The sequence below is a fragment of the Streptomyces sp. NBC_01244 genome (genome assembly GCF_035987325.1).
Lineage (GTDB): Bacteria > Actinomycetota > Actinomycetes > Streptomycetales > Streptomycetaceae > Streptomyces.
In genome coordinates, this window is the sequence record NZ_CP108488.1 from 3,839,900 (window position 1) to 3,859,684 (window position 19,785).

Genomic DNA, 19,785 nt, shown 5'->3' on the forward strand with positions numbered 1-19,785 from the left:
GCTCAGGGGGCCCTACGGTGCTGCGCCGCGCGGGCCGTGAACTCCGCGTCGCGCACCACCCGCTGGGCGTTCCCCCAGGTCAGCAGCGCCAGGTCGGTCTCCGGCCAGCCCCGCTCCAGCAGTTCCGCGATCAGCCGCGGATAGCCCGAGGGGTCCATCAGGCCCGCGGGCCGGGGGATGCCCGGCTCGGCGCCGAAGCCGGCGCCCAGGCCCACGCAGTGGGGGCCCGCGACGGCTCGTACGTGCTCCACGTGGTCCGCGACCGCGTGCAGGGAGTCCCCCGTGAGCGCGCTGTCGAAGGTGACCATCGCCAGACCGTTCGCCGCGCGCAGCGCGAGCAGCACCTCGTCGGTCACGTTGTCCGGGTGCGGATTGAGGGCGGCCGCCCCGGTGTGCGAGATGATCACGGGCGCCTTGGAGGCCGCGGCGAGCTGGCAGGCCGGCGCGGGCGGGCAGCCCGTGAGGTCCAGCAGCATCGCCAGCCGGTTCATCTCCTTGACCACCTCGTGGCCGAAGGCGGTCAGTCCCTCCATCGCCCAGGGGGCCCCGGCCGGCGCGAGGATCCGTACGCCCAGCGCGTGGAACGCGCGCAGCGCGCCCAGCGAGTCCGTCAGGGTGCGGCCGGGCACGGGGCCGAGGAAGGAGGCGATGCGGCCCCGGTTGCGGGCGTCCGCCAGGTCGTCGGCGGTCAGCGCCAGGCAGAGGCTGTCGGGGTAGCGGCGCATCAGGGCCAGTGCCCCGTCGATCTGTTCGAGGGTGTCGGACACCACCTGGTCGGTGGCCGCTGCCTCGGACGGGGTCAGCAGGGACCAGAACTGGGCACCCACTCCCCCGGCGCGCAGCCGCGGGATGTCGGTGTCGACGCCCGTGTCCGAGGTGTCGATGTCGTGGTACGGACTGGTCCGAAGGGTCCAGACGAGGGTGTTGCAGCCATCCGCGACGGGATGGACGCTCAGCAGTGCGGCGGCCCGGTCCAGGGCGCCCGGGAGCAACGTGCCGGTGGGATCCTCGGCTCCTAGGGAGCCGGGGCCCACGGGGGTCACCGGGTTCGTGTGCGGTTCGTCCTGCAGGTCGGCCATGGCGTGCGCTCCGGTCTCGGCGGCTGTGTCGTTGCGAAAAGCAGCGGGAGAGAAGCAGGGAAGATGGTGCCACCGTGACATGTGGGACGCCGGAGGCGCCCGGCGGATGTGGCGTTCGGGTGTAACCGGCAGGTGTTCGCTGGTCACGGCCCGTGCGCCGGATCCGCCGGGCGGGCCGGTCAGGAAGCCGTGGGACTCCTCGGTCTCACACCGGGAGCACCGCGTTGGACGGACCACGGGAGGCCGACTGCTCGCGCGCCACCGCTTCGGCGTCGCGCAGCGTCCGTACCGCGTTCGACCAGGTCAGCTTGGCCAGGTCGGCCTTGGACCAGCGGCGCGCCAGCAGCTCGGCGACCAGGTTGGGGTACCCGGCCACGTCGTCCAGCCCGGACGGGGTGAAGGCGGTGCCGTCGTAGTCCCCGCCGATGCCGATGTGGTCGACGCCGGCCACCTCGCGCATGTGGTCGAGGTGGTCTGCGACCGTGGCGGCCGTGGCCACCGGGCGCGGGCGCGCCTCCTCGAAGGCCCGGTGCAGGGCCATCGCCGCCGGGGTGGTGTCGAGGTGGTGGTGGCCGTGCGCGCGCAGGTTCTCATCGGCCGCCAGGGTCCACTCGACGGCCGCCGGGAGGATGAACTTGGGCACGAAGGTGGCCATCGCGATCCCGCCGTTGGCCGGCAGCAGCGCCAGCACGTCGTCGGGGATGTTGCGCACGTGGTCGCAGACCGCCCGCGCCGAGGAGTGCGAGAAGACCACCGGCGCGGCCGTGACCGCGAGCGCGTCGCGCATCGTGGTCGCGGCCACGTGCGAGAGGTCGACGAGCATGCCGATGCGGTTCATCTCGCGGACGACCTCGCGGCCGAACTCGCTCAGGCCGCCGTGCCGGGGCTCGTCGGTCGCCGAGTCCGCCCAGTCGATGGTGTCGTTGTGCGTGAGCGTCATGTACCGCACACCGAGCTGGTGCAGGGCGCGCAGGGTGGCGAGCGAGTTGTTGATGGAGTGCCCGCCCTCGGCGCCCATCAGCGAGGCGATCCGGCCCTCGGCGCGCGCCGCCTCCATGTCGTCGGCCGTCAGCGCCCGCACCAGATCGCGCGGGTAACGGTCGATCAGCTGGGCGACGGCGTCGATCTGCTCCAGGGTGGCGCTGACCGCGTCGTCCCCCGCGTAGTCGGAGCGCACGTAGACCGACCAGAACTGCGCGCCGACCCCGCCTGCGCGCAGCCGCGGGATGTCGGTGTGCAGGTGGCCCTTCTGGTCACGGCCGACGTCCCGCCGGTCCAGGTCGTAGCGCACGGTCTCGCGCAGGGCCCAGGGCAGGTCGTTGTGCCCGTCGACGACCGGGTGCTCGGCGAGCAGTTCGCGCGCCGCGTCCAGGTGCCGGGCGGCGCCCGTCCCGCCCGCCGTGCCCGCCGCGCTCACTTGCCGAACCCGAACGACTCCTGGCCGGCGACCTTGTTGCGCAGCCGCTTGCCCTTCTCGGTGGCCTGGTCGTTGAGGTCGTGCAGGAAGTCGTTCATGCGGGCGCGCAGCTCCGGGTCGTGCGCGGCCAGCATCCGTACGGCGAGCAGCCCGGCGTTGCGGGCCCCGGCGATCGAGACGGTGGCGACGGGGATTCCGGCCGGCATCTGGACGATCGACATCAGGGAGTCCATGCCGTCGAGGTACTTCAGCGGGACCGGTACGCCGATGACCGGCAGCGGGGTGACGGAGGCGAGCATGCCGGGCAGGTGGGCGGCGCCGCCCGCGCCCGCGATGATCGCCTTGAGGCCGCGCCCGTCGGCCCGCTCCCCGTACGCGATCATCTCGCGCGGCATCCGGTGGGCGGAGACCACGTCGACCTCGTAGGGGATCTCGAACTCGTCGAGGGCCTGGGCGGCGGCCTCCATGACGGGCCAGTCGGAGTCCGAGCCCATGACGATGCCGATGACGGGAGCTGCTGCGGAGGTGCTCATTCGGTGATCGATCCTCTGAGGTAGCCGGCTGCGTGACGTGCGCGCTCCAGCACATCGTCCAGGTCGTCGCCGTAGGTGTTGACGTGGCCGACCTTGCGGCCCTGTTTCACGTCCTTGCCGTACATGTGGATCTTCAGCTGGGGGTCGTGGGCCATGCAGTGCAGGTACGCCGCGTACATGTCGGGGTAGTCCCCGCCGAGCACGTTCGCCATGACCGTCCAGCGGGCGCGGGGGCGCGGGTCGCCGAGGGGCAGGTCCAGGACGGCCCGTACGTGGTTGGCGAACTGGGAGGTGATGGCACCGTCCTGGGTCCAGTGGCCGCTGTTGTGCGGGCGCATCGCCAGTTCGTTGACCAGGATCCGGCCGTCGGTGGTCTCGAAGAGCTCCACGGCCAGGTGGCCGGTCACGCCGAGTTCCTTGGCGATGCGCAGGGCCAGGGCCTGGGCATCGCCGGCCAGCGCCTCCGAGAGGTTCGGGGCGGGGGCGATGACCGTGTCGCAGACCCCGTCCACCTGGATCGACTCCACGACGGGGTAGGACACGGCCTGGCCGTGCGGGGAGCGGACGACGTTGGCCGCGAGCTCGCGGACGTAGTCCACCTTCTCCTCGGCCAGGACCGGGACGCCCGCCTTGAACGGGGCCTCGGCGTCCGCCTGCGTACGGACGAACCACACGCCCTTTCCGTCGTACCCGCCGCGCACCGTCTTGAGGATGACGGGGAACCCGCCGACCTCTTCGGCGAAGGCCGCCGCGTCCGCCGGATCGCTCACGATCCGGTGGCGGGGACTGGGCGCGCCGATCTCGTCGAGCTTGGCGCGCATCACCCCCTTGTCCGCGGCGTGCATCAGCGCGTCGGGTCCCGGGCGGACGGGAATGCCGTCGGCCTCCAGGGCCCGCAGGTGCGCGATGGGCACGTGCTCGTGGTCGAAGGTGATCACGTCACAGCCGCGCGCGAAGGCGCGCAGGGTCTCCAGATCGCGATAGTCGCCGATGACGACGTCGCTCACGACCTGGGCCGCCGAGTCCTGTGGGGTGTCACTGAGGATCTTGAATCTGATGCCGAGGGGGATACCCGCCTCGTGGGTCATGCGGGCGAGCTGTCCGCCGCCGACCATGCCGACTACCGGGAACGTCACTCCTCCAGGGTATCCGGCGGTATTCCGCCATCCGGACCCGCATGGGGACGGCCCCGGCCGGTACCCGCTGCCCGCCGGTGGCGGGTGTGCCGTGTGTCGCACGGTGTCCGAAGGCGCAGACGTACCGATGGGGCGACACTTAGCATGGGCGCGCACAGCTAGAACGTGTAAAACGTGTGACGCCTCATACGGGGGCCCCGAAGACAGGACTGAGCCTCATATGAGCAAGCCGGAGAGCGGATCCGTCCTCGACCGCGTGCGCGGGCTCGCGCGCGAGATCGCCAGGTTCGGGGCCGTCGGCGGGCTGGGCGTCCTGGTCAACCTGGGCGTCTTCAACCTGATCAGGCAGGTCACCGATCTCCAGGTGGTGCGCGCGAGCGTGATAGCCACCCTGGTGGCCATCGTCACGAACTACCTGGGCTTCCGCTACTTCGCCTACCGGGACCGGGCCGACCGGACCGGTGCGGGCCGCACCCGTGAGCTCGGGCTGTTCGTCGCGTTCAGCGCGATCGGGCTCGTGATCGAGAACGGCATCCTGTTCACGGCCACGTACGGATTCCACTGGGACGGGCCGCTCGCCTCGAACTTCTTCAAGTTCACCGGCATCGGCATCGCCACGGTGTTCCGCTTCTGGTCCTACCGGACCTGGGTCTTCAAGGCCCTGCCCGCGCCGGCCACGGCCTCCCTGGTCGTCGAGCAGCGTGACGGCCAGGCCGCGGCGGACGCACAGGCGCCGGTGGCACGGACCCCGGAGACCGCCGCGAACTGAGGCCCCTGCCCGGCGGGCGCGGTCTCGGCCTCGGGCTCGGCCGTCCTCAGCGGACCGTCTGCTCCGGTTCGGTGGGTGTGGGCGCGGTCCGGCTGAGGAACAGGGCGAACACCGGCGGCCGGGTCTGGAGCAGCTCCAGGCGGCCGCCGTCGGCCTCCGCGAGGTCCCGGGCGACGGCGAGGCCGATGCCGGTGGAGTTGCGGCCGCTGATGGCCCGCTCGAAGATCCGGTTGCCGAGGTCGGGCGGGACGCCCGGCCCCTCGTCCGTGACCTCCAGTACGGCCTGGTTGCCGATCACGCGGGTCCGCAGGGCCACGGTGCCGCCGCCGTGCATGAGGGAGTTCTCCACCAGGGTCGCCAGGACCTGCGAGACGGCGCCCGGGGTGCCCACGGCGCGGATGCCGGTCTTCCCGGAGCGGACGACGGCCCGGCCGGCGCTGCGGTAGGCGGGACGCCACTCCTCCAGCTGCTGTTTGACGACCTCGTCCAGGTCGAAGGGGACGGCGGAGCCCGTGCGCGGGTCCCTGGAGTTCGTCAGGAGCCGCTGGACCACGTCCGTGAGCCGTTCCACCTGGGTGAGGGCGATCGTCGCCTCCTCGCGTACGGTCTCCAGGTCGTCGGTGACGGTGATCTCCTCCAGCCGCATCGACAGGGCGGTGAGCGGGGTGCGCAGCTGGTGCGAGGCGTCCGCGGCCAGGCGCCGCTCGGCGGTGAGCATCCGGCCGATCCGCTCGGCGCTGGAGTCCAGTACGTCCGCGACCCGGTCCAGCTCGGGGACCCCGTACCGCTTGTGGCGGGGCCGCGGGTCGCCCGAGCCCAGCCGCTCGGCCGTCTCGGCGAGGTCGGTCAGCGGGGAGGCCAGCCGGTTGGCCTGGCGTACGGCGAGCAGGACGGCCGCCACGACGGCGAGCAGGGCGACGGCTCCGACCACGGCCAGGGTCCGGCCGACCTCGCGGGTGACGGTGGAGCGGGCCTCCTCCACGACCACGGTCTCGCCCTGCTCCCCGCGGGCGGTGCCCCGGATGACGCTGTCCGTGATGCGCGTGCCGATCTCGACGGGCTCCCGGCCGGGGATCGTGATCCGGGCGTACCGGCCCTCGTCGAGCAGTTCGGCGAGCGCGCCGGGGTCGACCGGCCTCTTCTCCACGACGTCGCTCTCGACGATGCCCACCAGCTGCAGCGCCTCGGACTCGATGCGGTCCTGGGCGCTGCTGGTGATGGTGCGGGTCTCGACGATGACGAGGGAGACCCCGAAGACGGCGATGACGACGAGCACCACGGCGAGCGTGGAGTTGATCAGGCGGCGGCGCATGGCTCAGAGAATGCCCTAGATATGCGGTCCGGGGTGGTTTCAGCTCTTCTCGAAGCGGAAGCCGACTCCACGGACGGTGGCGATGTAGCGGGGGTTGGCCGCGTCGTCGCCGAGCTTCTTTCGCAGCCAGGAGATGTGCATGTCGAGGGTCTTGGTGGAGGACCACCAGGTGGTGTCCCAGACCTCGCGCATCAGCTGGTCGCGGGTGACGACCCGGCCGGCGTCGCGGACGAGGACCCGCAGCAGGTCGAACTCCTTCGCGGTGAGCTGGAGCTCCTCCTCGCCCATCCACGCGCGGTGCGATTCGACGTCGATGCGCACCCCGTGGGTGGCGGGGGCCTGGGAGGCCTCGGTGGCTCCACGCCGCAGCAGGGCCCGGACGCGGGCGAGCAGCTCGGCGAGGCGGAAGGGTTTGGTCACGTAGTCGTCGGCGCCGGCGTCCAGGCCCACGACCGTGTCGACCTCGTCGGCGCGGGCGGTCAGGACCAGGATCGGGAAGCCGTGGCCTTCGGCGCGCAGTCGGCGGGCCACCTCCAGGCCGTCCATGCCCGGCAGGCCCAGGTCCAGGACGACGAGATCGATGCCGCCCTGCAGTCCCGCGTCCAGGGCGGTGGGGCCGTCCTCCCGGACCTCGACCTCGTACCCTTCCCGGCGCAGGGCGCGGGCCAGGGGTTCCGAGATGGATGCGTCGTCCTCGGCGAGCAGTACACGCGTCATGTGGGTGATGGTAGTCCGCGGCGGGGGAAAGAAGAGGCCCGCATACAGAGCCCTGTCTATCTGGGCTCACGACCTGCCAACCGCCTTCGAATATGCTCCGTTGGTTCCATCGCGACCTGTGATCCATATCTCAAGTGCTTTCATATCCGGCACTGTCGTGTCGTATGGTGTCGAGACGCCTGATGCACTACCTCCACGAGACTTTCGAGCGAAAACCAGCCGAAAGTCTCTATTTCTGCCCTGATCGGGCAGGCATTGTTGTCGCACCGCCCGTTCGGGGCAGATGTGCAGATGACAGTGAATGACCTATGGGCCGGGCCCTTCGCGCGATGAAGCGCGGCAGGGCGTGGATCCCGGTGTCGGATGTTCCTTCGTCTTCGCCCCCGCGGAGCGAACCCCCGGGCGTGGGGTCCGGAACACCCGAAGCCGGTACCGGCCACCCCTCCCCGGGCGCCGTTGAGCTCACGAAGCCGCGCGTCCCGAGCAAGCAAGGATCGACCATGGCTTCCAGCCTGACGAAGGGCTCGGCGGACCCGTCCACCGAGAAGACCTTCCTCGGACACCCCAGCGGCCTCGCCTTCCTCTTCATGACGGAGATGTGGGAGCGCTACAGCTTCTACGGCATGCGCGCCCTGCTCGTGCTCTTCCTGGCCACCAACGTGGCCGACGGCGGACTCGGGATGAACGACGCGACCGCGGTCGCGATCTACTCCGTCTACAACGCGATGGTCTACCTGCTCGCCCTCCCGGGCGGCTGGCTCGGTGACCGCGTCTGGGGCGCCCGCAAGGCCGTGGCCGTGGCCGGCGTCGTGATCATGACGGGTCACTTCCTGCTGGCGGTGCCCTCGTCCATCTCGTTCTTCATCGGCCTGGCGCTCATCGCCGCCGGTTCCGGCGTGCTCAAGGCCAACATCTCCACGATGGTCGGCCAGCTGTACACGGACAAGAACGACCCCCGCCGTGACGGTGGCTTCACGATCTTCTACATGGGCATCAACCTCGGTGCCTTCGTCGCCCCGCTGACCATCGGCTACGTCGGCCAGGAGATCAACTGGCACCTCGGCTTCGCCATGGCCGGTGTCGGCATGGCCCTGGGCCTCGCCTTCTACTTCTTCGGCTTCCGCCACCTGAACCCGGTCTCCAACACGGTTCCGAGCCCGCTGAGCGCCGCCGAGAAGTCCTCCGTCCTCAAGAAGGGCCTGATCTGGCTCGGCGTCGCCGTCGCCGCCTACGCGGTCATCGGCCTGGCCGGCATCTTCACGATCAACTACGCGCTGTGGCCGCTGACCATCGCCGGTCTGATCCTCCCCGCCTGGGCGATCCTGCGCATCAAGCGCGACAAGGACCTCTCGGGTGTCGAGCGCTCGCGCATGTCGGCGTACGTCTGGTTCTTCGCCGCCGCCGCGATCTTCTGGGCCATCTACGACCAGACCGGCTCCACGCTGGCCCTGTTCGCGAAGGACAGCACGGACAGCACGCTGTTCGGCTTCAACTTCCCGGAGAGCTGGTTCCAGTCGCTCAACCCGCTGTTCGTGATGGCGCTCGCGCCCCTCTTCGCGATGCTGTGGGTGGCGCTGGCCCGTCGCTCCAAGGAGCCCACCACCCTGGCGAAGTTCTCCTTCGCGCTGATCATGATCGGCGTCTCCTTCGGCGTCATGATGATCGCCCAGGGCCTGGCCACCGGTGACACGAAGGTCAGCCCGATGTGGCTGGTCGGCGTCTACTTCATCCAGACCGTCGGCGAGCTCACCCTCTCCCCCGTCGGCCTGTCGCTGACCACCAAGCTGGCGCCGCAGAAGTACGCCTCCCAGATGATGGGCGTCTTCTTCCTCGCGGTCACCGCCGGTGACTCCACGATCGCGCTGCTCCAGCTGCTCGGCGCCCCGACGGACACCCAGGGCTGGTTCGCCACCCAGGGCGTGCTCGCGGTCCTCGCCGGCATCGCGATCTACATGTACCGCAAGAAGGTCCAGCCGCTCATGGGCGGCGTGCACTGACGCACCAATGCTTTGATCATCACGTGATCTCAGCAATCCCGGTGTTTCCACCGGAATAGTCCGTAACGGGTCACCAGAGCGCGAGTTGCGCGCTGGTGACCCGTTGACGGTCTCCCGTTTCCTTCCCGGCCCGGGGGCTGGGGATCGCGCCACCTGCCCGCCCCGTCCCGGCCTTGCGGCGCGGGCGGGTGGTGCGGGTCTTCCGGTCGGCTCCACGGGGCTTCGACTCCGCCTTGACGGGGTCCAGGTCTCCGGCCGCTCCGGTACCTGTCGTGCGGGCCGCGAGGGCGACCAGGTTATGTCCCGCGTTCGTGTCCCGGTCAAGGACCAGGCCGCAGTTGTCGCACTCGAAGACGCGCACGCTGAGGGGCAGCTTGGCTTTCACCACACCGCAGCGGGAGCAGGTCTTCGAGGAGGGGTACCAGCGGTCGGCCACGACGAGGCGTGTGCCGTGCCGACGGGTCTTGTACGTGAGGTGGCGTCGGATCTCGCCGAACGCGGCATCCGCGACCCGGCGGGACAGGCGCCGATTAAGGCCCATGCCGGCGACGTTGAGGTCTTCGACGACGATCGTGCCGTACTCGCAGGCGAGGCGGGTCGTCATCTTGTGGAGGGTGTCCTCGCGGAGGTTCGCGACCCGGTGATGGATCTTGTTTCGAGCCTGGTTGGCCTTCTCCCAGCGCTTCGACGGCCGCTGCCCGGTGCGCTGGTCGGGACCGCGGCGGCGAGAGACGATCCGGCTGGCGCGGTGCAGCTGCTTCTGCGCGCGGTCGAGGTGGCGCGGGTTCGGCTCCTCGCTGAGGACGCCGTCGCTGTCCGCGAGGACGGCCAGCGTTTTGATGCCGAGGTCGATACCGACCGCCGCGTCCGGACGGGCCACCTTCACCAACTGGTGCTTCTGCTCGACCTGGAGGGACACGAACCAGCGGCCCCGGTCCAGACATGCGGTCGCGGAGAGGATCCGCATGTTCCCCGCGTCGATGAGGGCACGCAGGTCGGCTCGGTTCTCGTGGAGGCGGACGGTGCCGATCCTGGGCAGAGTGACGTGCCGGCCGTCAGGCTCGACGCGGATCGTGCCAGTGGTGAACCGGCAGGTCAGGCGCGCTTTCCGTTTCCACTTGAAACGGGGGGTACCCATACTTGGGCCCTTGCGCTTACCGCTCTTCGACTTCGCGTAATTGTCGAACGCCGCTGACGCGTTGGCCAGGCCGGTGTTGTACGCCTCCTTGGAGTTCTCCTCCCACCAGTCGGCGAAACGCGGGTTGGTGCGCTTGTCCTCGTTGAACGCCTTCCGCAGCGAGGGCAACGACCACGACCGCCACGGAGTCAGCTCGTCCTCGCGGATGCCGTACGACTGCTCGGCCTTACGCTGCCACCACACAGCGGTGACGTACGCGACCGCCCAGTTGTACGCGGCCCGCGCGGCTCCTGCGTGCGAGTGCAGGCGGCAGTGGGCCGCTGCGCTCGGGTCCAGCGCGAGCTTGTGAGCGAGGACGGTGAAGCCCGGCTGCGCCCTGAACTTCTTCATCCGGCCGTCTCCGGGCCGGTGGCGACGGCGACGGCCCGCGCGGCGCGGTTGCTCGCGGAGCCACGGCCGTACAGGCGTGCGCACATCGAGGTCAAAACCTCGGTGATGTCCCGCACGAGGTCCTCGGCGGACTCCGCCGGGTCGAGGACGACCAGGCGCCGTCCCGTGGCCGAGAGGGCGGCTTCGAGGTGCTCGACGCCGAAGGGGGCGATGCGGTCGCGGTGCTCGACCACGATTGCGCCCACGCCCGGGTCGGCGAGCAAGCGCTGCAGCTTACGGCGCCGTCCGTTCAGGCCAGAGTCAACCTCTGTCACAACCTCAGCGACGGCGAGTCCCTGGGCCGTTGCGCCCTGTACAGCCCGGACGACCTGACGCTCCAAATCCGCTGACTGGTCACCGGACCAGACACGGCAGTACACCACGACCCGTCCCGCAGCCGGAGGGGCGGGCTCCGTCACAAGCCATGTACCCGACGGCGTCTGGACGACCGGGACCGGCATGCGGCCCTCTTTCGCCCAGGTCCACGCCGTCTGGTAGTGCACGCCGTTGCGCACTGCCCACTCGGAAAGCTTCACACCGTCAGGCTATTCACTGAGGATGGCAGATATCCACTGAGAGAAATAGGAACTGTCGTTCACTCCCCGACAGCGCGAACGGCCCGGCACACCGAAAGGTGTGCCGGGCCGTTCGCCTGTCGTTCCGGGTGGGACTTACCTCTGGCCGCGCAGGCGGCGCCACGGGGTGAAGGTGAAGACCGCCGCGCCGAGCAGCATGACCGTGCCGGCGACCAGGGCCAGGGCCTTGACCCCGCCGCCGTCCGAGGCTCCGGTCTGGGCGAGGCCGCCCGCGGTGCCGGAGGCACTGCCCGAGGTGCCGGAGGTGCCGGAGCCGCCGGGCTGGGCGGCGGTGTCCAGGGTGAGCGACACCGCGCTGGCCGTCGCGGCGCAGGGCACCACGATCGGGGCGGCGCCCAGGGCCATGACCACGTTGATGGTCAGCTTGTCCGGGGTCAGCGTGGTCTTGCCGGTCTTGCCGGGCTTGTAGGTGCCCTTCATGTCACTGAGGCTGACCGGCGAGCCGCCCTTGATCGCCTCGGGGTTGCCCGGGCCGCTGACCTTGACGATGCCGCTGTCGGCGCCGCCGAGCTTGATGTCCATCGCGGGCTGGAGCGCTCCCGCCGGAAGGTCCGCGGGGCTGTTCATCACACCCTTGGCGGTCGTGGCGGTCAGGTCGTAGCTGCCGCCGTTCTTCTTCGCGTTGATCGTCACCTTGCCCTTGAGGGGGCCGCCGGGGATGAAGGCCCCGCAGTCGAAGGTGACGTCGACGGTCTGCCCCGGGAAGTCGCTCTGGCCCCCGCTGGACGGGGAGGGCGCGGGACTGCTCGGCGGCGCGCTCGTGGGCGGCTGACTGCTCGGCGGGGCGCTCGTCGGCGGCTGACTGCTCGGCGGCGGGCTCGTCGGCGGCTTACTGCTCGGCGGCGGGCTCGTCGGCGGCTGGGTGGGACCCCCGACCTTCACGTCCAGTTCGAGGGACGGCTTGGGGTTGTTGCCCGGGGTGCAGGTGGTGGTGGTACCCAACGCCTTGATCAGCAGGACGCCGGCGGTGAAGGTGACCTTGCCGGACTTCTTGGGTGTGTAGACGCCCGTGAGGTCACTGATCTTGATGGGGGTGTTGGCGGGGATCTTCTCGGGGTTGGGCGGGCCGTCGACCTTGACCGCGCCGCTGTCGGCGCCCCCGAGCACGATCTCGGCGCTGGGCGTCATCGAGCCCTTGTCGAGCGCGATGGGGCTGGAGGAGACGCCCTTCTGGAAGGACATCGTCAGCTTGTACCCGCTGCCCTCCTTGACGGCCTTGATGTCGATCGGCGAGACCGCCGACTTGTCCCCGATGGGGGTCTTGCAGTTGTACTCGACTTCGATCACGTCCGCCTGGGCGGGCGTGGCCCCCATGGCGATGCCCGCGCCGCCGAGCAGCAGCGCGACCGCGGCCGCGCTCGCCCTCCGTTGGGTCTTCACGAGTGTCCTTTCGTCGTCGGACTGTTCTCAGACGGTGCGGACGTCTGTGGTTCGGTTGTCTGCGGTTCCGTTGTCCGCGGTTCCGCTGTCTGCGGTTCCGTTGTCTGCGGTTCGGTTGTCTCTGGTGCGGTCGTCCCCGGCGCGCTGTCCGGGGTGAACCACGGCAGTACCGCCGTGGTGGTCTGTGGGGGTTCGGCCGCCGGGGCGGAGCGGGCCGGCGGCCCTCCTCGTACGGGGCCCCGCGCGGGCCCCCGTACCGCCGGGATCCGCGGCAGCCGGGCGGTCACCGCCGCCGCCGGGTCGGGCTGCGGGCGGTGGCCCCGGTGGCGGCCGCCGCCCAGCGGGAGTCCCGCGCGCGGGCGGACCTTGTCGACGACGGCCATGCCGATCCGGAAGATCCCGGCCGGGATCACCAGGAGGAGCAGGCCCCAGAACAGCAGCACCCCGTACGGGCGGGCCACGCCCCAGGGCTGGGTGGCCAGGACCGTCTCCCCGTACTTGAGGGAGAGGGTGTAGTCCCCGTGGGCCCCGGCGGTCAGGGTGGCGTCGAGGGAGACCTCCGCCTTGCCGCCGGGCGGGATGGTGCCCTTCCAGCGGACCTCTTCCCAGGTCGGTGCGAACACCCCGTGGGCGGTGCCGAGCTGGAAGACCGGGTCCTTGACGGCGGCGGAGCCGAGATTGCCCACGGTGACCGTGAACTTCCGGCCGGGCGGGGCCCCGAACCAGGTCAGCACCCCGTCCTCGCCCTTGAGCTGGACCCCGGTGAGCAGGGCGAGCCGGGCCGTGCCGCCCTCCGCGGGCAGGTCGGCCACCGGGTGGTCGGTGATCTTCAGCGGGGCCCCGACGGTGGACTGGTCCCCGTTGACGGAGGTCACGTTGACCACGCAGGGGCAGGGCTTGGGCGGGGCGACCACCGGGAGCTGGGCGGAGAAGTGCCCGTCGTCGGCGACCGAGACGGCCACGCCGTCGGCGTTGGCACAGCTGTTGGTGCCGCCGATCATGTTCTGCCCGCAGACCAGCAGCATCACCATGGTCTTGGGCCGCCAGCCCGTGCCCGTGACGGCTATCTCCGTGCCCTTGGCGGCCTCCTTGAGGGAGAGGGCCACGGCGGGTTTCGCCCCGTCGTCCGCGGCGGCCGGGGCCGCCGCGAACAGCGCCAGCGCGCACGCCACCAGCCCTGCCGCCAGCCCCGCGCGTCCCGCCGCGACCAGGGCCCTGACCTTGCCGCCGTGTCTCCCACCGGCCTTGGCGCTCACCTGGGTGCTCCCGTCAACTCGTGTTCCGGCGCTGGGGCTTCTTCGGGTACGGCGCTCCCGTGCGGCGCGGGCCCGGACCCCGGTCCAGACCTGCCGGACCGGATCCGCCGCTTGCGTTCGAGGAGCAGGGCGGCCGCGGCGACGGCGCCGAGGCCCAGCAGCCCGAGGGCGGTCGCGCCGGCGATCCCCCAGGGCACGAACCAGGCGGAGGCGCTCCCCGTGGCGCGGGCGCCGCCGGGGGCCGTGACGGTGAGGGTCAGGGCGACCCGGTCGAACACGGGGGCGCCGGGCCAGGGTTCGGTCAGCTCCACGCGCTGACCGGGCAGCACCTCGACCGGCAGGGTGCGGGCGCTGCGGCCCGCGACCTTGCCGAGGGCTCCCTCGGCACTGATGACGAGTTCCGGGGCGAGGGCCACGTTGCCGCGGTTGACGAGGGTGTACGCGACGCGCGCGGTCGCGCCCTTGCCCCGTACCGCGACGTCCTCGACCGTGAGCGCCGCCAGTGCCGGGCCGCCGACGCGCAGGTGGACCCGTACGCCCACCTCGCGGCCGGCCTCGGTGGCGACGACGGCGGCGGGGTGGTCGCCGGGCGGGGAGCCGGGCGGCACGGTGACGGTGAAGGGGACCACGGCGCGGGTGTGCGGCGGGACCTTGACCGTGGCGCCCGAGCCGAAGCTGATCCACAGGCCCGCGCCGGTGGACTCCTTCGCCGAGCGCACGGCGAAGGCGCCGGCCGCCGTGTTGTAGGCGTCGGCGCCCCGCAGGGTGATGGTGTGCTCCCGGTCGCTGGTGTTGGCCAGGGCGAGGCGGTCCTCCAGCACCGTGCCGGAGGGGCCCGCGACGTAGAAGAACGGGCGGGCGACGTACGGGCGGGCCCCGGCCTTCGCCGCCGCCGGAGCGCTCCCGGCGACGGGCTCGGCGGTCCAGCCGGGCCCGTCGGCGCCCGCCGGGGCCGCCACCGCGCAGGAGAGCACGGCTGCGGCCACGGCGGCGACGGTGGCGAGGAGGAACCCGCCGGGCCTTCGGGGCGAGTGGAGCACGGGCATGACCGGGTGCGCTCCGTTCAGGACCGGGCCCGCTGGCCGCGCCGGGTCAGCCAGAGCACGCCGGCGGCGCCGGAGAGGATCACGGTGGCGCCGAGGGTGCCGAGGGCGATGGCGGAGTCCTCGGGGCCGGTCTGCGGGAGGCTGTCCCCGGTGGAGCCGGTGGAGCCGGTCGATCCGGTGGCGCCGCCGCCGGGGGCCGTCACATCGAGTTCGAGGGACGGCTTGGGGCTGTTGCCCGGGGTACAAGTGGTGGTCGTACCCATCGCCTTGATCGTGAGCACGCCCGCGGTGAGCGTGACCTTGCCGGACTTCTTGGGCGTGTACGTGCCCGACAGGTCGCTGATCTTGATGGGCGTGTTGGCCGGAACGGCCTCGGGGTTGGGCGGACCGGAGACCGGTACCGACACCTTCTCCGCGCCGCCGACCACGATCACCGCACTAGGCGTCATCGCGCCCTTGCCGAGCTCGATGGGGCTGGAGGAGACGCCCTTCTGGAAGGACATCGTCAGCTTGTACCCGCTGCCCTCCTTGACTCCCTTGATCTCGATCGGCGAGACCGCCGATTTGTCCCCGATGGGGGTCTTGCAGTCGTACTGGACGTCGACAACGGCCGCATGGGCTGCGGGGGCGGCCAGCAGTACCGCCGCCCCCGCCAGCGCGGAGGCCAGCGCGAGCGCGGTGGAGCGTTTCCGGTCGGACACCTTCGTCTTCCCCTCGAACCTTGGGCCACAAGTTACTGACGGCACATCAGATTGGTGGCTCAAGGTACGCCCGGGGCCTTACGGAGGGAAGACAAAGAACAGTGCCGTATCAACAGCCCGCACATAGGCCTCAGACCGCCCCCGGGGGCGGTCTGAGGCGTCCGGATTACGGCTGTTTCAGGCCGTCTTGCGGCCCTTCTGCCAGACGGCCGAGACCAGCGGAACGCCCGGCCGGTAGGCGAGGTGGACGTGGCTGGGGGCATCGAGCAGGGCGAGGTCCGCCCGGGCGCCGGGGGTGACGATGCCGATGTCGGCGCGGCGCAGGGCGCGGGCGCCGCCGGCGGTGGCGGACCACAGGGCCTCGTCCGGGGTCATCCCCATGTCACGGACGGCGAGGGCGATGCAGAACGGCATCGAACTCGTGTAGGAGGAGCCCGGGTTGCAGTCGGTCGACAGCGCCACGGTCACCCCCGCGTCGAGGAGGCGGCGGGCGTCGGGCCACTGCGCGCGGGTGGAGAACTCCGCACCCGGCAGCAGCGTGGCGACGGTCGTCCCGGCCGCCTGGGCGAGGGCGTCCACGTCGGCGTCGGTGAGGTGGGTGCAGTGGTCGGCGGAGGCCGCCTCCAGCTCGACCGCGAGCTGGACGCCGGGGCCGTGGGAGAGCTGGTTGGCGTGGACCCGCGGGATCAGCCCGGCGGCGGCGCCGGCGGTGAGGATCGCACGGGCCTGCTCGCCGTCGAAGGCGCCCTTCTCGCAGAACACGTCCACCCAGCGGGCGTACGGGGCGCAGGCGGTCAGCATCTCGCCGGTGACGAGGTCCACGTAGCCCGCCGGGTCGTCGGCGTAGTCCGGGGAGACGATGTGCGCGCCGAGGTAGGTGACCTCCTCGGTGTGCGCGGAGGCGATGCGCAGGGCCCGTGCCTCGTCCTGGACCGTGAGGCCGTAGCCGGACTTGGTCTCGAAGGTGGTGGTGCCCTGGCGGCGGGCCTCGTGGAGGTGGCGCAGCAGGTTCGCTTCGAGCTCGGCGTCGGAGGCGGCGCGGGTGGCGGCGACGGTGGTGCGGATGCCTCCGGCGGAGTAGCTGTGGCCGGACATGCGGGCGTTGAACTCCGCGGTGCGGTCGCCCGCGAAGACGAGGTGGGAGTGGGAGTCGACGAAGCCGGGGATGAGCGCCCGGCCCTGCGCGTCGAACGCCTCGTCGGCGGGCGGGGCCTTGTCGGCAGGGCCGACCCAGGCGATGGTTTCGCCCTCGATGACGACGGCGGCGTTGTGGATCAGGCCGAGGGGGGTGCCGTCGCCCAGGGCGGGGTCGTTGGTGACGAGGCTGCCGATGTTGGTGATGGCTGTGGTGGTCATGATCCCTCGGGGTCGTCGAGTGGTTTGTTCCCCCACCCCGCCCCTTCCCGAAACCGGGGCCTGCGGCCCCGGCCCCCGCCGGGGCACGGGCTTCGCCCGGCCCCGTTCCGGGCGCTGCGCGCCCGGTGCGCTCAAACGCCGCGCGGGCTGGATGTGCCCCGGCCGGGGCGCATCGGCCTCGCCGGGGTAAATCCAGCCCCGCCGGCGTTTGAGGCGCGGGGGTTCGGGGGCGGAGCCCCGGGGCGGGGCCCGGGGCGGGGCCCGGGGCGGGGCCCGGGGCCGCAGGCCCCGGTTTCGGGAAGGGGCGGGGTGGGGGGAAGGCCCGCCGCAGGCGGAGTCGTGGGGCGGGGTTGTCAGCCGCGGAGGGCTGCGATCGTGTGGGCGAGGGTTGTCGGGACGTCCTCGACGAGGGTGTGCGACCCGTCGCGGACGATGTGGCGGCCGCCCACCACCGTGTGGCGGACGTCCGCGGCCGACGCGGCGAAGACGGCCGTCTCCGCGCCGAGACGGGGCAGCGCCCCGGCCGTACGGACGGAGTCCAGGGCGATGGTGGTGAAGTCCGCGAGCGCGCCCGCTTCCAGGCGGCCCGCTTCCGACCAGCCGAGGGCGGCGTGACCGTCGGCCGTGGCGGCGGTGAGCAGGGCGTTCGCCGTCCAGTGGCCACGGGTCCGGCTGCTCAGACGCTCGTTCAGTTCCATCGCCCGCGCCTCTTCGAGCAGGTCGATCACCGCATGGCTGTCGCTGCCCAGCGAGAGCGGACTGCCCGCGCGCTGGAGGCGTACGGCCGGGCCGATGCCGTCGGCGAGGTCGCGTTCGGTGGTGGGGCACATGCAGGTGCCGGTGGTGGTGGAGCCCAGGAGGGCGATGTCCCCGTCGGTGAGGTGCGTGTTGTGCACCCCGGTGGTGCGCGGGCCGAGCACCCCGTGGTCGGCGAGCAGCTGTGTCGGGGTGCGGCCGTGGGCCGCGAGGCAGGCGTCGTTCTCGGCGGTCTGCTCCGAGAGGTGGACGTGGAGCGGGGCCCGGCGTTCGGACGCCCAGGCGGCGACGGTGGCGAGCTGCCCCGCCGGTACCGCGCGGACCGAGTGGATCGCGGCGCCGATCAGGGCGTGTTCGCGGGGCTTGAGGGCCGAGACCCGCTCCGCCCAGGCGTCCGCGGTGCCGTCGGAGAAGCGCAGCTGGTGGGGGTTGGGTGCTTCCCCGAAGCCCGCCGACAGGTACGCCGTGTCCAGCAGGGTGACGCGGATGCCGGCCTCGGCGGCGGCCGCGATCAGGGCCTCGCCCATGGCGTTCGGGTCGGCGTACGGGACTCCGCCGGGGGCGTGGTGGACGTAGTGGAACTCGCCCACGGCCGTGATGCCGGCCAGCGCCATCTCGGCGTAGACGGCCCGCGCGAGCGCGAAGTAGCTGTCGGGGGTGAGGTTCTGGGCGACCTTGTACATGAAGTCGCGCCAGGTCCAGAAGGTGCCGCTGCCGACCTGCACGGTGGAGCGCAGGGCCCGGTGGAAGGCGTGGCTGTGCGCGTTGGCCAGGCCCGGGACCGTCAGGCCGCGCAGGACCTCCGCTCCCGGGGGCGGGCTCTCGGCCCCGGTCCGCAGGGCGGAGATCCGCCCGTCGTCAGTTACGTCCAGGGCAACGCCCGGCTCGACATGGGTGCCGAGCCAGGCGTGCTCCAGCCAGTACGTCTTCAGCGGCACGCGAGGCCTTCCAGTACGTCGGCGAGGGCGAGGACGCCTGCCACGCAGTCGTCCTCGGCGGCGAACTCCCGCGGGGAGTGGGAGACCCCGGTGGGGTTGCGTACGAACAGCATGGCGGTCGGGACGGCCGCCGAGAGGATTCCGGCGTCGTGTCCCGCGCCCGTGCCGAGCACGGGGACGGAGCCGCCGAGGATCCGGTTCATCTCCTCGCGCAGGGCGTGCTCGAACTCGACGACCGGGGTGAAGGACTCCCGGACCACGTCCAGGTCGATGCCCTCCTGGTCCGCTCGCTCGCGGGCGGCCTTCTCGATGGCGGTCACGACCGTGTCGAGGGTGGCCTGGTCGGCGGCGCGGGAGTCGAGCCAGCCGCGTACGAGGGAGGGGATGGCGTTGACCCCGTTGGGCTCGACGGAGATCTTCCCGAAGGTGGCCACGGCCCCGGCGAGGGCCGCCTCGGCGCGGGCCGCGAGCACGGTCTGCGCGTAGGTGAGCATCGGGTCGCGGCGGTCGGCCAGCCGGGTGGTGCCGGCGTGGTTGGCCTCGCCCCGGAAGTCGAAGCGCCAGCGGCCGTGCGGCCAGATCGCGGAGGCGATGCCGACCCGGTCCCCGGACAGGTCGAGGGCGCGGCCCTGTTCCACGTGCAGTTCGACGAAGGCGCCGATGCGAGCGAGGCGTTCGGGGTCGGCGCCGATGGTCTCGGGGTCGTACCCGGCCGCCTCCATGGCGCGGGGCAGGCTGACGCCGTCCGCGTCGCGGAGCTCGTACGCCTTCTCCTTGGTCAGCTGTCCGGCGGCCAGCCGGGAGCCGACGCAGGCGAGGCCGAAGCGGGCCCCTTCCTCGTCACCGAAGTTGGTGATGGCAAGTGGCCTGGAGAACTCCGCGCCCCTCCTGCGGAGTTCGTCCAGGGCCGCGAAGGAGGACACCACCCCGAGGGGGCCGTCGAAGGCACCGCCGTCGGGGACGGAGTCCAGGTGGGAGCCGGTGACGACGGCGTCACCGGCCGAGACGTCCTTGTACGTCTCAGCGCCGAGCCAGGCCCACTGGTTGCCGTTGCGGTCGGTCTCGTACGCGAGGCCGCGGGCCTCGGCCTGCGCCTGGAACCAGGTCCGGCAGTCGGCATCGGCGCCGGTCCACGCGTAGCGGCGGTAGCCACCGCTGCCCGCGTCCCGGCCGATGGGCCGGAGCTCGGCCCACATGTCGTGGAACGAGGCTCCGGCCGCGGCTTCCTG

Annotated in this window: 17 protein-coding genes; 2 read left to right on the top strand and 15 right to left on the bottom strand. The window is 71.8% G+C overall.

Annotated elements, in window-relative coordinates:
• Positions 1 to 2: 2 nt before the first annotated feature.
• The 4 genes from OG247_RS17015 to OG247_RS17030 all read right to left on the bottom strand — a co-directional run bounded on the left by OG247_RS17015 (position 3) and on the right by OG247_RS17030 (position 4,144).
• The gene (locus OG247_RS17015; protein ID WP_327253052.1) at positions 3 to 1,079 is read right to left on the bottom strand and encodes a membrane dipeptidase; all 1,077 of its coding nucleotides are present in this window, start codon (positions 1,077 to 1,079) and stop codon (positions 3 to 5) included.
• Between the two features lie 205 nt (positions 1,080 to 1,284).
• Positions 1,285 to 2,496, bottom strand: coding sequence for a dipeptidase (locus OG247_RS17020; RefSeq protein ID WP_327253053.1), 1,212 nt, complete (start codon positions 2,494 to 2,496; stop codon positions 1,285 to 1,287).
• Entirely contained in the window at positions 2,493 to 3,029 is a 537-nt protein-coding gene (gene purE / locus OG247_RS17025; protein WP_250736839.1) for a 5-(carboxyamino)imidazole ribonucleotide mutase, read from the bottom strand. The genes OG247_RS17020 and purE overlap by 4 nt, the downstream gene beginning before the upstream one ends.
• On the bottom strand, positions 3,026 to 4,144 hold the full coding sequence (locus OG247_RS17030; RefSeq protein ID WP_327257500.1) for a 5-(carboxyamino)imidazole ribonucleotide synthase: 1,119 nt from the start codon (positions 4,142 to 4,144) through the stop codon (positions 3,026 to 3,028). Before OG247_RS17030 ends, purE begins: the two co-directional genes overlap by 4 nt.
• A 241-nt stretch (positions 4,145 to 4,385) precedes the next feature.
• Between OG247_RS17030 and OG247_RS17035 the strand changes: the two genes are divergently transcribed.
• Positions 4,386 to 4,934 (top strand): GtrA family protein, encoded by a 549-nt coding sequence (locus OG247_RS17035; RefSeq protein WP_327253054.1) that lies wholly within the window; start codon positions 4,386 to 4,388, stop codon positions 4,932 to 4,934.
• A gap of 46 nt (positions 4,935 to 4,980) precedes the next feature.
• Here the strand turns inward: OG247_RS17035 and OG247_RS17040 are convergent, their stop codons facing one another.
• Together OG247_RS17040 and OG247_RS17045 are read right to left on the bottom strand one after the other, a co-directional pair.
• On the bottom strand, positions 4,981 to 6,246 hold the full coding sequence (locus tag OG247_RS17040; protein ID WP_327253055.1) for an ATP-binding protein: 1,266 nt from the start codon (positions 6,244 to 6,246) through the stop codon (positions 4,981 to 4,983).
• A 39-nt stretch (positions 6,247 to 6,285) separates the two neighbouring features.
• Complete coding sequence (locus OG247_RS17045; protein ID WP_243335168.1) at positions 6,286 to 6,963, bottom strand: response regulator transcription factor; 678 nt, start codon at positions 6,961 to 6,963, stop codon at positions 6,286 to 6,288.
• Positions 6,964 to 7,463: 500 nt separating this feature from the next.
• Here OG247_RS17045 and OG247_RS17050 point away from each other — a divergent pair, with 500 nt between their 5' ends.
• On the top strand, positions 7,464 to 8,960 hold the full coding sequence (locus tag OG247_RS17050) for a peptide MFS transporter (protein WP_327253056.1): 1,497 nt from the start codon (positions 7,464 to 7,466) through the stop codon (positions 8,958 to 8,960).
• Positions 8,961 to 9,030: 70 nt separating this feature from the next.
• Here the strand turns inward: OG247_RS17050 and tnpB are convergent, their stop codons facing one another.
• The 9 genes from tnpB to OG247_RS17095 all read right to left on the bottom strand — a co-directional run bounded on the left by tnpB (position 9,031) and on the right by OG247_RS17095 (position 19,752).
• A complete protein-coding gene (tnpB, locus tag OG247_RS17055; protein ID WP_327253057.1) occupies positions 9,031 to 10,488 on the bottom strand; it encodes an IS607 family element RNA-guided endonuclease TnpB in 1,458 nt (485 codons plus the stop codon).
• Positions 10,485 to 11,063, bottom strand: a complete 579-nt coding sequence (locus OG247_RS17060) for an IS607 family transposase (RefSeq protein ID WP_327253058.1) — start codon at positions 11,061 to 11,063, stop codon at positions 10,485 to 10,487. Before OG247_RS17060 ends, tnpB begins: the two co-directional genes overlap by 4 nt.
• A 135-nt stretch (positions 11,064 to 11,198) precedes the next feature.
• The gene (locus OG247_RS17065) at positions 11,199 to 12,503 is read right to left on the bottom strand and encodes a hypothetical protein (RefSeq protein ID WP_327253059.1); all 1,305 of its coding nucleotides are present in this window, start codon (positions 12,501 to 12,503) and stop codon (positions 11,199 to 11,201) included.
• The gene (locus tag OG247_RS17070; RefSeq protein ID WP_442813625.1) at positions 12,500 to 13,678 is read right to left on the bottom strand and encodes a hypothetical protein; all 1,179 of its coding nucleotides are present in this window, start codon (positions 13,676 to 13,678) and stop codon (positions 12,500 to 12,502) included. The genes OG247_RS17065 and OG247_RS17070 overlap by 4 nt, the downstream gene beginning before the upstream one ends.
• 77 nt (positions 13,679 to 13,755) lie before the next feature.
• The gene (locus OG247_RS17075) at positions 13,756 to 14,805 is read right to left on the bottom strand and encodes a hypothetical protein (RefSeq protein WP_327253061.1); all 1,050 of its coding nucleotides are present in this window, start codon (positions 14,803 to 14,805) and stop codon (positions 13,756 to 13,758) included.
• A 17-nt stretch (positions 14,806 to 14,822) separates the two neighbouring features.
• Entirely contained in the window at positions 14,823 to 15,506 is a 684-nt protein-coding gene (locus OG247_RS17080) for an LPXTG cell wall anchor domain-containing protein (protein ID WP_327253062.1), read from the bottom strand.
• A gap of 177 nt (positions 15,507 to 15,683) precedes the next feature.
• Complete coding sequence (gene hutI, locus OG247_RS17085) at positions 15,684 to 16,862, bottom strand: imidazolonepropionase (RefSeq protein ID WP_327253063.1); 1,179 nt, start codon at positions 16,860 to 16,862, stop codon at positions 15,684 to 15,686.
• 353 nt (positions 16,863 to 17,215) lie between these two features.
• Complete coding sequence (locus tag OG247_RS17090; RefSeq protein ID WP_327253064.1) at positions 17,216 to 18,556, bottom strand: formimidoylglutamate deiminase; 1,341 nt, start codon at positions 18,554 to 18,556, stop codon at positions 17,216 to 17,218.
• Entirely contained in the window at positions 18,547 to 19,752 is a 1,206-nt protein-coding gene (locus tag OG247_RS17095) for an allantoate amidohydrolase (RefSeq protein ID WP_327257501.1), read from the bottom strand. Before OG247_RS17095 ends, OG247_RS17090 begins: the two co-directional genes overlap by 10 nt.
• Positions 19,753 to 19,785: the final 33 nt, after the last annotated feature.

Bases quoted from the DNA above. Each gene is read 5' to 3' on its own strand.
- OG247_RS17015 (WP_327253052.1), bottom strand. From the start codon at position 1,079: ATGGCCGACCTGCAGGACGAACCGCACACGAACCCGGTGACCCCCGTG.
- purE (WP_250736839.1), bottom strand. From the start codon at position 3,029: ATGAGCACCTCCGCAGCAGCTCCCGTCATCGGCATCGTCATGGGCTCG.
- OG247_RS17030 (WP_327257500.1), bottom strand. From the start codon at position 4,144: ATGGTCGGCGGCGGACAGCTCGCCCGCATGACCCACGAGGCGGGTATC.
- OG247_RS17035 (WP_327253054.1), top strand. From the start codon at position 4,386: ATGAGCAAGCCGGAGAGCGGATCCGTCCTCGACCGCGTGCGCGGGCTC.
- OG247_RS17040 (WP_327253055.1), bottom strand. From the start codon at position 6,246: ATGCGCCGCCGCCTGATCAACTCCACGCTCGCCGTGGTGCTCGTCGTC.
- OG247_RS17045 (WP_243335168.1), bottom strand. From the start codon at position 6,963: ATGACGCGTGTACTGCTCGCCGAGGACGACGCATCCATCTCGGAACCC.
- OG247_RS17050 (WP_327253056.1), top strand. From the start codon at position 7,464: ATGGCTTCCAGCCTGACGAAGGGCTCGGCGGACCCGTCCACCGAGAAG.
- tnpB (WP_327253057.1), bottom strand. From the start codon at position 10,488: ATGAAGAAGTTCAGGGCGCAGCCGGGCTTCACCGTCCTCGCTCACAAG.
- OG247_RS17075 (WP_327253061.1), bottom strand. From the start codon at position 14,805: ATGCCCGTGCTCCACTCGCCCCGAAGGCCCGGCGGGTTCCTCCTCGCC.
- hutI (WP_327253063.1), bottom strand. From the start codon at position 16,862: ATGACCACCACAGCCATCACCAACATCGGCAGCCTCGTCACCAACGAC.
- OG247_RS17095 (WP_327257501.1), bottom strand. From the start codon at position 19,752: ATGTGGGCCGAGCTCCGGCCCATCGGCCGGGACGCGGGCAGCGGTGGC.